A 15212-nucleotide genomic window follows, 5' to 3' on the forward strand; every position below is an offset into this window, starting at 1 on the left:
TGTTTTTGCAGATGTTAGTTACGTTATCGATTCGGAATCTGGCTGTGGTGGAAGAAGTGGACGTTGTATTCCATCCGGGATTCCATGTACTTTCAGGGGAAACGGGTGCAGGGAAGTCGATTATTATAGATGCACTTGGCTTAATTGCCGGTGGACGAAGTTCAGCTGATCTGATCCGGTACGGATGTGAAAAGGCAGAGATGGAAGCCCTTTTTGAGATGGAACCAAGTCATCCGGTCTGGCAGACGTTAGAGAAGCTTGGTATCCATTGTGAGCCCGAAGAGCATTTGGTTATCCGGCGTGAGTTGAATACTCAGGGTAAGAGTACGTCCCGTATTAATGGGCAATTGGTCAATCTGACCATGCTGCGTGAAGTAGGCGAGAAGCTGATCAATATCCACGGACAACATGAACATCAGAGTTTGCTGCGCGCAGAGAGCCATCTGGGGCTTCTTGATACCTATGGCTCGGAAGTCATCGGACCTGTCAAAGCGAGGTACCAAGAGCGCTACAGCAAGTTTATCACGGCGGAAAAAGAACTGCGTGCGCTTCAGGAGTCCAGTCAGCGGGCATATCAACTCTTGGACATGTATCGCTTTCAGCTTGAGGAGATCGCAGCAGCAAGCCTTACACGAGGCGAGGATGAATTACTCGGGGAAGAACGGGTCAAACTATCCCATAGTGAGAAAATGATGGACAGTGTTGCTGGTGCATATGATCTGCTCAGTGGTCAACGCGGGCTTGAAGCTGTAAGCATTGCTCTTTCCAGAATTGAAGACATTTCTGGATATGATAGCAAAGGACTGCAACCAATTGTAGAGCAGCTGCAATCCGCATTTTATCAATTGGAAGATGCGACATTCCAGTTAAGGGATTACCGTGAGAAGATTGAATTTAATCCGGCAAGGCTGGAAGAAGTGGAGCAAAGGCTGAATCTGATTTCTGGCCTCAGACGGAAATACGGGGACAGTGTTGAACTTATTCTGAGTTATTATGATCAGATTAGCCATGAAACCGACCAACTGGAGAACAAGGACGAACGGCTGGAGAAATTGCGAGCTGAACGTGACAAAATGCTTAATCTTGTGATGGAGTCTGCTGAAGAACTCAGCAAGGTGCGTAAACAATGCGCCGAGGAACTTGCTGCACAGGTGGAAAGTGAGCTCAAGGATCTGCAGATGGAGCGAACCACACTGCGTGTTCAGATTACTCCATTCGAAGATCCTAAAGGCATTGAATGGAATGGACGCCGTATTCGTCTGAATCGTCAGGGTGCGGACAATGCGGAATTCCTGATCTCACCGAACCCGGGCGAGCCATTACGACCACTTGGCAAGATTGCTTCGGGTGGTGAATTGTCGAGAATGATGCTGGCGATGAAGAGTATCTTTGCGCGACATGACAGGATACCTGTGTTGATCTTTGATGAAGTTGATACCGGAGTTAGCGGTAGAGCAGCTCAATCGATTGCGGAAAAACTGTTCCGCTTGTCTTCAACTTGTCAGGTTTTCTCAATAACTCACTTACCACAAGTGGCTTGTATGGCAGATCATCAGTATCTCATTGAGAAACATGTCTATGATGGACGGACGATGACGCAGGTGGAATCGCTGTCAGACGAAGGCAGAGTGAAGGAATTGGCACGTATGCTGGGCGGCGTGGAAATTACAGAAAAAACGTTGCATCACGCACAGGAAATGCTGAATTTGGCGGAAGCCAAAAAAGGGTGAAACGAACGGCTGGCGTAATGATTGACAGTAATAAAAGCCTGGGGGCGAGGTTATCTTATAGGTACGCAATTGGCGACCACCTTTCGTCAAGCGAAAGAAGCAAAGGGAGTGTGACAGCCATTGAATTCCCCCCTCAGGAAGAAATTGCTAGGTCTTTTATTTGCCTTCTTTCTTTGTGTGATTAGCCAGGCGATTCAGCCTGTGCAAAGTTATGCTTCACTGCCGGATGAATTGCAGGTGTTTGCTGGCAGGCAAGCGGATGTCCGGCTCGCTGTACCTGCTGCTTCAAGCGCCGTTGTAGACCGTCCCGATATCGTTGGTTTGGATGATCAGGCAGCGATGCATGTTACCAGGCAACACCCTTTGCATCTTAACCCTCAACAGACGGGACATGCCAAATTAACGTTGAAGTTGTGGGGTAAAATTCCGGTCAAAACAGTCCATGTGAATGTGATACCGGATTTGCGTGTTGTACCCGGGGGTCAAACGATTGGCGTCAAAGTTAAATCGGCAGGCATTCTGGTGGTTGGTCATCATCTGGTCCATTCTGGGCAGGATGAGCGTGTATCGCCTGGAGAAAACGCAGGCATTAAGCTTGGAGATCTGATCACGCACATGGATGGTAAACGTCTTGATGGCGTGGCAGGTGTCTCTGAAGCCGTTGAACTTGCAGGTAAAAATAAAAAAGGTATTGATGTTGTGTTAAAACGTGGTAAGGAAACGGTTAAGACAAGATTGACTCCGGCGTATGACTCCGAGGATCAAGCGTGGAGGCTTGGTTTATACATTCGTGATTCTGCAGCCGGCGTTGGCACACTTACCTTCTATGCTCCCGATCAGGGCGTATACGGCGCACTGGGCCATGTCATCACAGATATGAACACACAAACATCTATTGTTGTGGGTAGTGGTCAGATTGTTCAGTCCAATGTGACGTCCATTTCAAAAAGTGAGACCGGTGATCCGGGTGAAAAACGTGCTCATTTCCTCAAGGAAAGCAAGATTTTGGGCAATATTGAACGTAATACGGCTTTTGGCATCTTTGGTAAAATGTCCGGAAATCCTGAGCACAGTCTCTATTCAAAAGGTATTCCCGTCGCTTTCTCTCATGAAGTCAAAGAAGGACCGGCCGAGATACTTACTGTAGTTGACGGTCAACAAGTTGAACGCTTCTCCATTGACATTGTCCATGTGGCAGATCAAACGGAGCCGGCAACGAAAGGTCTGGTACTTCGAATCACGGACCCGAAACTGCTGGATAAGACCGGAGGCATCGTTCAAGGGATGAGTGGCAGTCCCATTGTACAAAATGGTAAGTTGATCGGTGCAGTTACTCATGTATTCGTGAATGATCCGAAATCGGGTTACGGTTGCTTCATTGAATGGATGTTACAAGATGCTGGTGTGATGATGAAAAAGGAAAACACGAAGAACCTCAAGGCTGGATAAACAGCCCTGAGGTTCTTTTTTGTCGAACGGAAACATAATATATCGGATAATGAAATAAATTATTTATTATATAGGATCGAGAAAAAAAAATAAAGAAAAATAATTTTCGACAGGAGGAATTTAACTTGCTGTGTCGAAAATTTAACCTGTAAGGAAATGTACGAAACGATGTTTAATTTAAAGGAGGATACCGTTTTGCAAAAAAATGAGGTATTGCTGGCCGATGATAATCGTGAATTTACGAATTTGCTTGCCGAATATATATCTGAGCAGGAAGATATGGAAGTAACCGGTATTGCATACAATGGAGAAGAAGTACTGCAATTGCTGGAGCAAACTCGGGATGTACCGGATGTATTGATTCTGGATATTATCATGCCTCATCTGGACGGACTGGGTGTGCTTGAGCGCTTGCGCAACCTGAACCTGTCTCCACAGCCTAAAGTCATTATGCTTACGGCATTCGGACAAGAGAATATCACACAGCGTGCCGTGCAACTCGGAGCTTCCTATTACATTCTCAAGCCGTTTGACATGGAGGTGCTTGCGAATCGTGTGCGTCAACTGGTGGGAACACAGACCGCGATGTCCACAAGCAGCGGATCTTCCATGTTCATGAAATCCAATGTCGTGCCAATGGGCAAACACAAAAATCTGGATGCAAGCATTACGTCCATCATACATGAAATCGGTGTACCTGCGCATATTAAGGGATATCAGTATTTGCGCGAAGCCATCACGATGGTGTATAATAATATCGAAATTTTGGGAGCCATCACCAAAACACTGTATCCGGCGATTGCCGAAAAATTCAAAACCACGCCGTCCCGCGTCGAACGTGCCATCCGTCATGCCATTGAAGTGGCATGGACTCGCGGTAACATCGACAGCATCAGTCACTTGTTTGGCTACACGATCAACATCAGCAAGTCGAAACCGACGAACTCTGAGTTCATTGCGATGGTTGCAGACAAGCTGAGAATTGAACATAAGGTAAGCTGAACGGGTCAGGAGTAGTAAGCGGCGACTATAGTCTGGATTCAAATTTGATTCTAGCCAAATGGATTTATGGCGATCTATATCTGAATTTGTTCATTTCAGGCCGATAAACTTCTGTAATATAAGCCAACGAATACCGTCATTTATTGGATTTAAGATATCCAGTAACTGACGGTATTTTTGCATAACGCAAAAAAACAGATCATGTGAAAAAATTTTCTTTCATAAACTTTTACCTTCAGTTAACGCTTTTTCAAGTAGAAAGTGGTACGATGTGACCATTGACAAAGACCTACATATATATTTGGAAGGCTCGGATTAGATGCTACGAACAGAGGAGTAGAATAGTATGTTTACGCAAATGGGCGAGATTGCTGAACCAATTCCTGTAGTACAATCTGATACAAAATGTGATATCGTTTTTCATCTTTTCAAGTCCAACCCTAGTCTGGAAGGTATAGCTGTTATGGGGGAGAAGGGGGTGTCATTGATGATGCGGCCTCGTTTCTTTCAGCAGATTGGCACCCAGTATGGCTATAATCTCTATATGGGACGTCCTGTAGAACTGGTGATGAACACGCAGGCATTAGTCGTGGATTATTCGGAACAGATTACTGATGTCAGTGTCCTCGCCATGGACCGAGATGAAGGCGAAATATATGACCTTGTGCTGGTCACGTCAGGGGAACGTTTCTATGGAGCTGTGAGTATTCGACGTTTGCTGCTTGCTGTTGCTGATGTACGGGCTGAAATGGCGATATTTATGAACCCGCTGACTGGACTTCCAGGTAATCATATCATAAACGAAAGGCTTTCTCAGGCTCTTCAGATGGACCATTTTAGCGTACTGTACGTTGATCTCGATCAATTCAAATCCTACAATGATAGCTACGGCTTCAAAATGGGGGATCAGCTTATTCAGGCAACAGCTAACTTGCTTCGCAAGCTTTTTGTTCTTCCTGAAGCGTTTCTTGGACATATCGGTGGTGATGATTTTATTACAATCCTGAATCACCATGATTACCAACATATTAGTGAGGAAGTCATCTCAGGTTTTGAAGCAATGAAAAAGACGTTCTACAACGAACAGGATTGGCATCATCAATATGTTCTGGGGGAAGGACGTTCCGGGCTGAATCGGCCCATCCCTCTCGTGTCGGTATCGATCGCAGTTGTAACCAACAGCAAGCAACAATATGGAAACATAGATCAGATTATTGATGAGGCCACACGGATCAAAAAAAGTTGTAAAGCGATTGCTGGTAGCATCATCTGTGCAAATGATACCGTCAATAATCCGTGCTAGAAATAAAAATACACATACGATATTAAATAAATATACATTGATACGAGAACGCAGAGGACAGAGTGAACCTGAAGAAGTGGATCTGAAGCATTCTGTAAGAATGCTTCTTCGGAAGCTTAAGCTTCAACTTTATACCCATAACAGTAAAATACAGAAAACCGCTACGTATCAGGAATTAGTCACCTGTCATAGCGGTTTTTCTAGCATTGGATGCGTGCGGGTCAAAGGCTGTGTTTCGAAAAAAAACTTCAACCTCAATATGTATACATATAAGTTAGTTTAATTAGAGCGTGTCAGATTCGAATATCGACGGATGGATATGAGACGGCAGGAGATGCAGAAGCCGAATTTTGCGGGCCGTTTCCGGATTTCTGATCTGTGATTATACCATCAGATGAAATCTCCTTACTTTCCGTTTTCTTTCCTTCATTTACTTCCTGATCTTCTTCTCCAGATGTTGCAGAGATAGGAGTTTGTGCTGCCTCTTTAGGTGCGGGCTGATGGATCTCTTTCATTAGATCCCCAATCTTTTGATTGACCTTGCTCAACTGGGTGTTGATGTCCTGGACAACCTCTCGTTTTGCCTGAAAGACGGTGCGCTCTGCGTTTTCCAACATCATTGATTTGCCGGGATCGAGATCATTTTTAGGAGGATTAATCTCCAGAACAAGTCGGTCGAATCGGGTCTCTCCTTCAGTGGTCTGAATGGAGCCCTGCATGCGATCACGCAAACCGACCAGCTTACCCAATTGATCATAAGTCTGACTATGTTTGATTAGATGATCCAGTGAAGGGGCTTGTGTCTCATCGGTTGGTTTGGGGTGTTGCTGTTGAGTCTTTTCGGGCTGTCTTAATTTGTTTTTTTCCTGTAATTCCTCTGCTTTAATTTGGGCAATCTGGCTGTCGATCTGGGAGATGGAGCTTGTTAAGGATTTAATCCGCTGAGCTTTGGTTTTGGTATCCAATTCGTCATTAGTTTTTACCCCTTGCATTTCTTCATTGAGTCGGATCTTCTGCTGCATGAGTCCCTGAATTTCTTTATCCCGATTGGAGACTTGATTCCCGGGAGTGAAACTGCTTTTGGTTGCAGATGAGATTGAATTCATATCCTTTGTTCTCCTTCTCTCTTTATCATGGCTCTATTTACATATATCGGATGTTAAGAGAAGGATTTGAATAGTTTTTTTGTCTGATGCATTCATTTACGGCGGTTGTATTGCGTACTTCATCATAATAATTGATAATGGTTATCAATAAGTTAGTAGAGTATAGATACTATTTAAGTAGACGGAGATGGGTTAGCAAAATGTGGAATGATTATTATATCCTTTGGAACTATGCTGCGGTGAGCATAACAGATATCCGTTACATGGAACTCGGGGCATATGAAGAGATGAAATATAAATTTCCAACAAGTACCTTTATACTCACCATTCAGGGTGAAGCTGGAGTGACGATTGACAATCAAACGTATGAAGTGAGTCGCTTTTATGTTCTCCATGGGGGAAAAGGCAGTAAGTTGGTCATACAAGCAGGCGAATCTGGATTGCGCTTTTATTACTTGATGTACAAAGCAAACCTCCCTAATGGAGGGAGAAATGATCTGGGAAGGTTAATGGAGCGTGTGAATCCGTTCCAAATGAACTATGGCTTTACACCCGATATGCCAGCCATTTTATATGAGCAATTGAAGCAGATGCACTTTTTGTGGGATCAAAAGAACCCTATTCATCACTTTCAGGCCAAGAGTTTGTTCTATGCATTTGTGGAGCAGATTTCATCACAGATTCCTCGTGTGTCCAATCGCTATCCTAGTATTATGGATCAGGTCAGCAAAGTCATTGAAATTGTAGAGTCTTCCTACACCCAGCCCCTCACGCTTCATGCTTTGGCAGAAATGATTGGCACCAGCCCGAGAAGTTTGTCACGCAAGTTCAAGCAGTCAACTGGAACCAGTCCCATTGATTATCTGATTCAGTTTCGTTTGTTTAAAGCCAAAGAGATGTTGCTGCACACGGACGCCACGTTGGATGAGATTGCGGCTGGTATCGGTTACCCGGATGGATATTATTTGGGACGTATGTTCAAGAAACATACAGGTCTTTCTCCTTTGCAATTCAAAGAAAAGACCTCAGCATCCCTATATTGGCCTGATCTGACATCAGGCATGGCGCGAAATGACATTTTCAGAGGTGGAAGTGGAAGGTATGTTTATAATGATGGTGATAATCATTATCAATATAAGCATGGAGGGTCATTCAATATGAACAGACAGACAAGAACGGGAATGCTGCTGAGTATTCTACTAAGTCTTACATTACTGCTAAGTGCTTGCTCTACAGGAGTTGCCAGTAATTCAAGCGGGGATGCATCTGGAAGCAATAGTACTTCAGGTTCCACGAAGACAGTAACAGGGGAGAATGAAAGCAAAACATCGGAACCACGTACAATCTCAACAGTTAAAGGAGATATTACAATCCCCGCTGAACCTAAACGGATTGTGGTTGACTTGTATTTGGGAAGCCTAATTGCTCTGGGAATCAAACCTGTGGGTACACCCGAGTTGAACCTCAAGAATCCTTATTTTATCAAGTCACTTGAGGGTGTGGAAAATATTGGTGAATACGAAACCATCTCTCTCGAAAAGGTGTTGGAACTTGAGCCGGATCTGATTGTGACAGGTAATCCTGATTTATTTGATTCCTTTAGCAAAATTGCACCTACCTTGGTTATTCCATATGGCGAATTGAAAAACACCCACGAAGAGATTGCCTATTTTGGTGAAGTGCTGAATAAAGAAAAAGAAGCTGAGGCATGGTTAGTCGATTATGATGCAAGAATTGCAGATGCCAAGCAGCGCGTCGGTGAGGCTATTGATCCAGCAGCCGAAGTGTCGGTCATGCAGTTCAATGATAAAGGTCCGTTAGCTTTTGGTGATAATTTTGGTCGGGGAGGTCAGGCAGTCTACAGCGCGCTTCGTTTGAATCCTCCTGGAGATAAAAAAGAGATCTTAATGAAGGATCAACTGGTTGAAGTTTCATCGGAAGCGATTCCTGAGTTTGCCGGAGATTACATTATTTTAACAGCTGACAATTTGACTTTGGAAGAGTTGAAATTGAAACCGGTCTGGAGTTCACTGGATGCGGTTAAGAATGATCGTGTGTTTATCTGGAGCAAGGATCGTTCGTGGTACTTTGACCCGATTGCAACATTGGATCAAACAGAGGAATTGGCCGCGTGGTTTACGAAGATCTCTGAGCTAAAATAAGCGTAACAAGTGATTGATGAGATGAAATCCAATTCCACTCTAAAATACAGTTGATAATGAAAATTATTATCATTTATATAATGAAGGTATCAGTGAACCTCTGCTACGCATATGTTATTGGCTGTGTGGCAGAATGATGACCTTGTAAGGCCTTTGTTCCGGGTGAGGCTGGGATTGGAGAGTATTCGATGCAATTAGAAGAACAGATGAAATGCTGGAATCTTGCCGCTGTTAAGGTTCTGGATATACGCCGGATCGTTATGGAGGCAGGGGAACAACTGAGTTCCTATACACTTCCGGCAAATGGTTTTATATATACGATTCGAGGATCGGCTGTGCTTCAGTTAGATGGACAAACATACAAGGCAGAGCGATTTCATATGCTTCATGGGGCGAAAGGATCTTCACTGGATATCCAAACCCACGAAGATTTCGAATATATTTTGCTCTATTACAGAGCATTCCTTGCCTTTCCTAGTTATCGCCAAAAGTGGTTATTGGCACAGCCTGAGGTTGCACCGTTCTCATTGCAATATGGATTTACGCCAAATAGTCCACTTGGGCTGTTACGTTACCTCGATGAGCTTGAGGATGCATGGGCACAGTCTGAAAGTCTGGATCTGCTTCATACGAAAAGTTTATTTTACCAATTCATTCATGAAATGATGGTTCAGCTAACAGAGCAAGAGATCAAAACTGAGCTTGCTGACCCGGTGAAACAAACACTTCGTTACATACAGAAGCATTACAGGGAACAGGTCACGCTTGATTCTCTGGCTGAACAATTGAACTACAGCTCTCGTCATTTATCCATGCAATTCAAACGAAAAACGGGTTACAGCCCTATTGATTATTTAATTCAGACTCGAATCGCCAAGGCTCGTACTCTGCTTGTACGATCTGATGCAACACTGAGTGAAATTGCAGCAGAAGTGGGTTATTTGGATGTGTATTATTTTAGTCGTATCTTCAAAAAACATGTGGGAATCTCTCCGATCCAGTATCAACGAAAGATGAGAGAAGAAGGGAGAGCAGAGGATCGTCCATTGCAAATATCTGAATCGTCCATTGGCCGAAGATGGAAGTCGGGATATATTGATTATGAGAATCATTATCAATATATAGACGGAGGGTCCACACCAATGAAAAGAAGAAAAACAAGTTCAAATATGATTATGATTGCTTTATTGAGCATCACGATGCTGCTCTCAGCCTGCTCTTCAGGAACAATCTCACCAACAGCTGGCGAAGGAACGGGTGCCAGTTCGAATAACAGCAGTACGGCGATGTCATCAGATACAGGAAGCCAAACGAACAAAGACAATGAAACACGTACGGTCTCAACGATTAAGGGCGATGTGGTTGTTCCAGCAAATCCTAAACGGGTTGTTGTATTGTATCTCCAGGGGGATGTCGTCGCACTTGGAGTCAAGCCAATCGCTACCTCAGATGTATATGACGGGGCTGCATACAAGAGTGAGCTAGAGGGTGTAAACGCATTGGGTACCTGGTTTGAACCGAATCCTGAAGCTGTCATTGATCTTGATCCGGATCTGATTATTGTTCCTTCAGAAGAGACCTATATGTTATTAAAAGATATTGCACCTACGGTATATATTCCGTATGAGAAATTGACTACAGAAGAGAGACTTCATGATATAGCAAGTATCTTTGGCAAAGAGCAGGAAGCCAAGATGTTAATCACCAATCTCAACAACAAAGTCGAAGAGAGTAAAAAAACTCTTGCAGATGCAGGCATACTGGACAAAACGATCTCCATTGTAGAAGGTGGTTTGAAAGGTATGGTCATTGTAGAGAGCAAACAATTTGGGCGAGGATCTCAGGCGGTATATGAGTACTTGGAAATGAAAGCACCTGACGTTGTACAGAGCAAAATAGATGTGGTTTCTGACGAGGCCGGCTCCAATATCTCCATGGAAGTACTGCCTGATTATATCGGGGATTATGTGTTTCGTTCGGTGTATGAAGGGGCAGATAACTTGACGGATAATCCAATATGGAGCAGTATCCCAGCGATCAAGGAAGGTCGTCTAATTGAGATTGATTTTGATTTCTTTTACTATTCAGATATCTATTCAATCAATAAACAACTAGATTTTGTCGTTGAAAAGCTGTTGGCGGCTCCAAGAGCGCAATAGTAAAGAGCAGAGTTGTTCATAAAATTTTTGTACAAGAAATGTTTGTTTTTTAGCCATTGTATTTTGATAAGATTACCATTACACTAGGATTTAAGTGATAATGAGAATCGATATCAAATACTCGATGTTCTGGATCGAATTAACGGAGGTATTTTTAATATGAATCAGCAGTTGGAGCTTTATGATGTAACCATTATCGGCGGTGGCCCTGCGGGCATGTACTCTGCCTTTTATAGCGGCATGCGGGACATGAAGACCAAATTGATTGAGGCACGTGACAGATTGGGCGGTCGCATGTTATTTTATCCGGAGAAAATGATCTGGGATGTTGGGGGTGTGACGCCAATCCTCTGTGAGGATCTGATCAAACAATTGGAAGAACAGGCACGAACGTTCGAGCCGACGCTTGTTTTTGAACAACAGATCGAAGGATTCGAGCGTCAACCTGATGGCACAATTCTGTTAACATCTGCAACAGGTGAAAAGCACTGGACCCGTACCGTCATTTTGGCAATCGGATATGGTATATATAAAATGGCCAAGCTGGAGCTTGAAGGTGCAGACCGTTATGAGGTTAGCAATCTGCACTATACCGTGCAAGAACTGGAGCCATTCCGTGGTAAACGCGTGCTGATCTCGGGCGGAGGTGACTCTGCTGTAGACTGGGCGAATGAACTGGAAGCACTGGCTGAGCAAGTGACGGTTGTGCATCGTCGTGATCGTTTTGGCGGGTTGGAGCGTAATGTACTGCGTATGAAAGAATCCTCAGTAGATGTCCGTACACCTTATGCGGTAGAGACATTGCATAGTATGAGTGGCGATGTGATTGAACAGGTGACTATCTCACACGTGGACACAGGCGAAACTGAACTGCTTGAAGTCGATGCTGTCATTGTAAACCATGGCATGAAGAGTGACTTTGGTCCAATCCGGGATTGGGGACTTGATCTTGGTGAATGGCACGTCACTACAACGGAAAGATTACAAACTAATATTCCTGGTGTTTTTGCCGCAGGTGACTTTGTAGATTATGGAAGCAAACTGTATCTGATTGCGGGCACCTTTACGGATGCTGCCCTTGCGGTGAACAGTGCAAAGCTTTACATGGACCCTGAAGCGGAGAAAGTGGCTTATGTTTCTTCCCATAACAGCCGTTTTAAGGAGAAAAATAAAGCCCTTGGTGTTGTAGAAGAATAAAGATCTGCGATCGGTTATATTAAGATGACTTCGGGTTCATTCCGAAGTCATCTTTTTTGCATAAAATGGGTAATAAGAAGGCATAATTTTACCAGAAGCAAAGGCTGCCGAATTGTATATACACTACCAAATGTCTATAATAAGCCTGAGAAACATTAGAATAACAACTATATAAATTGAAATAATAATTTACACGATAACGGAGAGGACAGAAAAAATCTGGGGATAACAGCGATTGGAAGATTGTTCTGTCATCGTAGTGCCAGTGTAAATAAACTTTAATTCAACTTATATAGATACAATAACTAGATCAGAGTGGAGTGCAGCGTATGAAAAAGGGATCACAGCCACAACGAGGTTTCACCTTCATCCAGCGGTGGTTCAAACGATCTGATAAAAAAAAGATCAAATGGTCTGAAATATATCTCGCACTGGCAGGTGCGCTTCATCGCTTGTTGGTTGAAGGGCGGCGTGAACGTTCAGCAGCCAAACGGCTGCATCAGGACTTGCCCATTAACGTGTTGGGCGAGATGAAGCTAGAGCCAGGGGATATCGTATACACGCCAAGCTCGGAATCAACGTATTATGCCGGGCATATGGGCATTATTGGTCTCGACGGCAAAGTGTATCATGTGCACCCTTATGGGCCTGTATTTGCTGATTCATTAGAGTGGTATCTCACGCGGTTTTATGAAGGAGATCGCTTCATTGTATTCCGTTCCAGATTGAATGAGGCAGGTATGAAAGCAGCCGGTTGGGTACAGGACCATTACAAGCAGGTAAAATTCTACCGTTTGCAGACCAATCTTCGCAGTATTGAGCGTAATTACTGCTCCAAGTTTATATATCAGGCCTATCAGTTCACATCGGGACTGGATCTGTGGAGTCGCAAATTTACCCGAATGAATCAGGGGTATATCTACCCATTTCGAATTGAGCGCTCACCCGAACTGGACGTTCTGGGAACTTTTTATAAATAAGGCTGGAACCGACTAAAATGCTGTTCTTCCGAAAAAAAGGAAAGCAGGTTCTGTCGGTTTTTTTTATATGTGTAGAGATTAAAAACAGGAAAAACGCCCAAAACGTCGAATAGATTATGAGATAGGCATGTACAACTTGGAATCGTATACATAAAAAAGACGAGATGATTATTAGCCCAGAGCAAAAAAATGACTACGAAGTAGGCGAACAAGAAAGAGTGAAGCGAGATGAAATGGCCGGTCTTCTTACAACGATTCCGACAGAACAAAAACGTAGTGAAGTTATCGGACTATATCCCAAAAAAGGAAAGGAGGCACTACTGTTCCATATGCAAGAAAAACGTTAAATCGGTTGTGCATTACGCGGCTCCACAGGGAAATGTTTCAGGTGTATGCAGTTCTTGTAAGTCTTTGGCGGATGAACGAGGAATGTTCCCCATTTAATAAGAAGAGATGCGCTCAGGAAATAACAATTCTTTGATTTATGCGCGTTTTTGTAGTACATTAGCAAATGTATTCGAAGGAGGATTCTAATGTACTCAGGTAGACAAGACGATACTTTATACATCATGACCTACACCTTAAACAGCGGTATCAAGGGTACGGTTCCACTGTCTAATAAGCAGATTATTGAGTGGCTGGATTGCTACAGAAATGAGAAGCGCTTCGTGACCGAAATCGGCAAGGAGTTTTTTGGATTGAATGCAGGATTGGTAGCAGACTTCAAGGTTCAGAATCATTTATCAGACTATCAGCAGACCATAATGCCTACACAGCAGCAGGATAACCTGGAACGTTTGTCCAGTGCTTATAAATCAACCGAGTTATTAATGAAGATTGATTGTAAATGTGGCACGGCTTATGTGACGGAATCTCCATACAAACGCACAAAATGGTACTGCACAAAGTGTAAAGAGATTGTATTTTTGGATGCCAAAAAAGGAATGGTGGAAACGTCGCGTGGTGACGCTTACTACATGACCAACAAATATTTTGTTTCCCGTGACTAGCGGGAAGTGACTCTAGAAGCATCGCTGCGAAGCGGTGCTTTTTTGTACAATTGTTTGCTCTATAACAAAAAAGCCCCAGGGGGCCTTTTTGGAAGATATCAAAAATCTTTCAGCAATTATGATGAGCATTCAACTTTGTGAGGAGGAATGAAGCAGCAACGACAGCGTGGCTCGTAAGCTTCTGAATCGCCAATCATAACAACCGGGCCCAAAGTAACGGGCTCCCCATTGACGATACGTTGCGTAAAGGCTGCATCCGGGCTGCCGCATACCGCACAGAAAGCCGAGAGTTTCTCGATGTCATCTGCCATGGCAAGCAAACCGCCGACATATCCAAATTCCTTGCCACGGTAATCCATATTAAGTCCATCCACAATGACATGTTTGCCACAATACGCTAGCTCCGAGACCAGTTCCATAATGGCACTGCTGAAAAATTGTACTTCATCAAATGCAACAACATCAGCATCTATGGTTTGATTCATGATCATTTCTACGGATTCCGTGGTTAATTGCCGGGGAATGGAATGGGCAGGTAGTCGATAACCAATTCGGCTCACGATCTCGTCCTGGGCAAACCGATCATCCTCGGCTGGTTTGTAGGCTACCACCTTTTTACGGCCAAATTGAATTAATTTCTGACAACGGCGAATGAGCTCACCGGATTTTTCACTGAACATGGGTCCAGTAATTACGGTAATACGTCCTGTTTGCACGGTGCTGCTACTCCTCTCACATACGGGATTCTACAAAAAAAGCGACCATTACAGAGTACCACAAAATCTTTGGAAAGAGCCAGAACTAATCTGTGCAGCTTTGTGTTACTATATGGATTGTTAAGCCGTTGGTTCCGGCAGCTGTTAATAGGAGAGTTATGGGAAAGAGGTGTTTACGATGAGTGAAGCATTAACATCACTTCATGAGCGATATGAAAGTTTGAAAGAGCAGGCATTCCTGGATGAAGCAACGCAGGCATTATTTGCAGAACTGTTCGCAGAAGCGGAGCGACTGCAGGCAAGCAACCTGACGTTGCGCAGAACGATCTTGAAGTCTTCTTCCAAAGAATCACGTATGTCCACCAAACTGCGGGATGCCTTATACGAATGACCCGGAG

At 43.8% G+C, this 15212-nt stretch carries 12 protein-coding genes; 10 read left to right on the forward strand and 2 right to left on the reverse strand.

Translation table 11 applies throughout. The features are described from left to right. Window positions 1-11: 11 nt before the first annotated feature. The 4 genes from recN (at window position 12) to ACE3K2_RS02730 (ending at window position 5484) form a co-directional block, all read left to right on the forward strand. Entirely contained in the window at window positions 12-1730 is a 1719-nt protein-coding gene (gene recN / locus ACE3K2_RS02715; RefSeq protein WP_421886402.1) for a DNA repair protein RecN, read from the forward strand. A gap of 120 nt (window positions 1731-1850) precedes the next feature. After that, a complete protein-coding gene (spoIVB, locus tag ACE3K2_RS02720) occupies window positions 1851-3179 on the forward strand; it encodes a SpoIVB peptidase (protein WP_421886405.1) in 1329 nt (442 codons plus the stop codon). Between the two features lie 195 nt (window positions 3180-3374). Further along, a complete protein-coding gene (gene spo0A / locus ACE3K2_RS02725) occupies window positions 3375-4181 on the forward strand; it encodes a sporulation transcription factor Spo0A (RefSeq protein WP_421886409.1) in 807 nt (268 codons plus the stop codon). Window positions 4182-4527: 346 nt separating this feature from the next. Further along, a complete protein-coding gene (locus ACE3K2_RS02730; RefSeq protein WP_421886413.1) occupies window positions 4528-5484 on the forward strand; it encodes a diguanylate cyclase domain-containing protein in 957 nt (318 codons plus the stop codon). 293 nt (window positions 5485-5777) lie between these two features. On the opposite strand, the gene ACE3K2_RS02735 is transcribed toward ACE3K2_RS02730, so the two are convergent. Next, a complete protein-coding gene (locus ACE3K2_RS02735; RefSeq protein WP_421886416.1) occupies window positions 5778-6590 on the reverse strand; it encodes a hypothetical protein in 813 nt (270 codons plus the stop codon). Window positions 6591-6790: 200 nt separating this feature from the next. On the opposite strand from ACE3K2_RS02735, the gene ACE3K2_RS02740 reads away from it, so the two are divergent. The 5 genes from ACE3K2_RS02740 to ACE3K2_RS02760 all read left to right on the forward strand — a co-directional run bounded on the left by ACE3K2_RS02740 (window position 6791) and on the right by ACE3K2_RS02760 (window position 14098). After that, window positions 6791-8752 (forward strand): ABC transporter substrate-binding protein, encoded by a 1962-nt coding sequence (locus tag ACE3K2_RS02740; RefSeq protein WP_421886419.1) that lies wholly within the window; start codon window positions 6791-6793, stop codon window positions 8750-8752. Window positions 8753-8940: 188 nt separating this feature from the next. After that, complete coding sequence (locus tag ACE3K2_RS02745) at window positions 8941-10911, forward strand: AraC family transcriptional regulator (RefSeq protein ID WP_421886423.1); 1971 nt, start codon at window positions 8941-8943, stop codon at window positions 10909-10911. Between the two features lie 159 nt (window positions 10912-11070). Beyond that, a complete protein-coding gene (locus ACE3K2_RS02750; protein WP_421886426.1) occupies window positions 11071-12108 on the forward strand; it encodes an NAD(P)/FAD-dependent oxidoreductase in 1038 nt (345 codons plus the stop codon). A 329-nt stretch (window positions 12109-12437) separates the two neighbouring features. Beyond that, window positions 12438-13088, forward strand: a complete 651-nt coding sequence (locus ACE3K2_RS02755) for a hypothetical protein (RefSeq protein WP_421886429.1) — start codon at window positions 12438-12440, stop codon at window positions 13086-13088. A gap of 533 nt (window positions 13089-13621) precedes the next feature. Further along, window positions 13622-14098: a hypothetical protein gene (locus ACE3K2_RS02760; protein WP_017687614.1), complete on the forward strand. Its 477-nt coding sequence runs from the start codon at window positions 13622-13624 to the stop codon at window positions 14096-14098. A gap of 116 nt (window positions 14099-14214) precedes the next feature. Here ACE3K2_RS02760 and ACE3K2_RS02765 read toward each other — a convergent pair whose 3' ends face one another. Beyond that, the gene (locus ACE3K2_RS02765) at window positions 14215-14814 is read right to left on the reverse strand and encodes a thymidine kinase (RefSeq protein ID WP_421886432.1); all 600 of its coding nucleotides are present in this window, start codon (window positions 14812-14814) and stop codon (window positions 14215-14217) included. A 178-nt stretch (window positions 14815-14992) separates the two neighbouring features. Here ACE3K2_RS02765 and ACE3K2_RS02770 point away from each other — a divergent pair, with 178 nt between their 5' ends. Continuing rightward, window positions 14993-15205 (forward strand): hypothetical protein, encoded by a 213-nt coding sequence (locus ACE3K2_RS02770; protein ID WP_421886435.1) that lies wholly within the window; start codon window positions 14993-14995, stop codon window positions 15203-15205. Window positions 15206-15212 lie beyond the last annotated feature (7 nt).

It is taken from the genome of Paenibacillus sp., assembly GCF_048976745.1.
Classification (GTDB): domain Bacteria; phylum Bacillota; class Bacilli; order Paenibacillales; family Paenibacillaceae; genus Paenibacillus.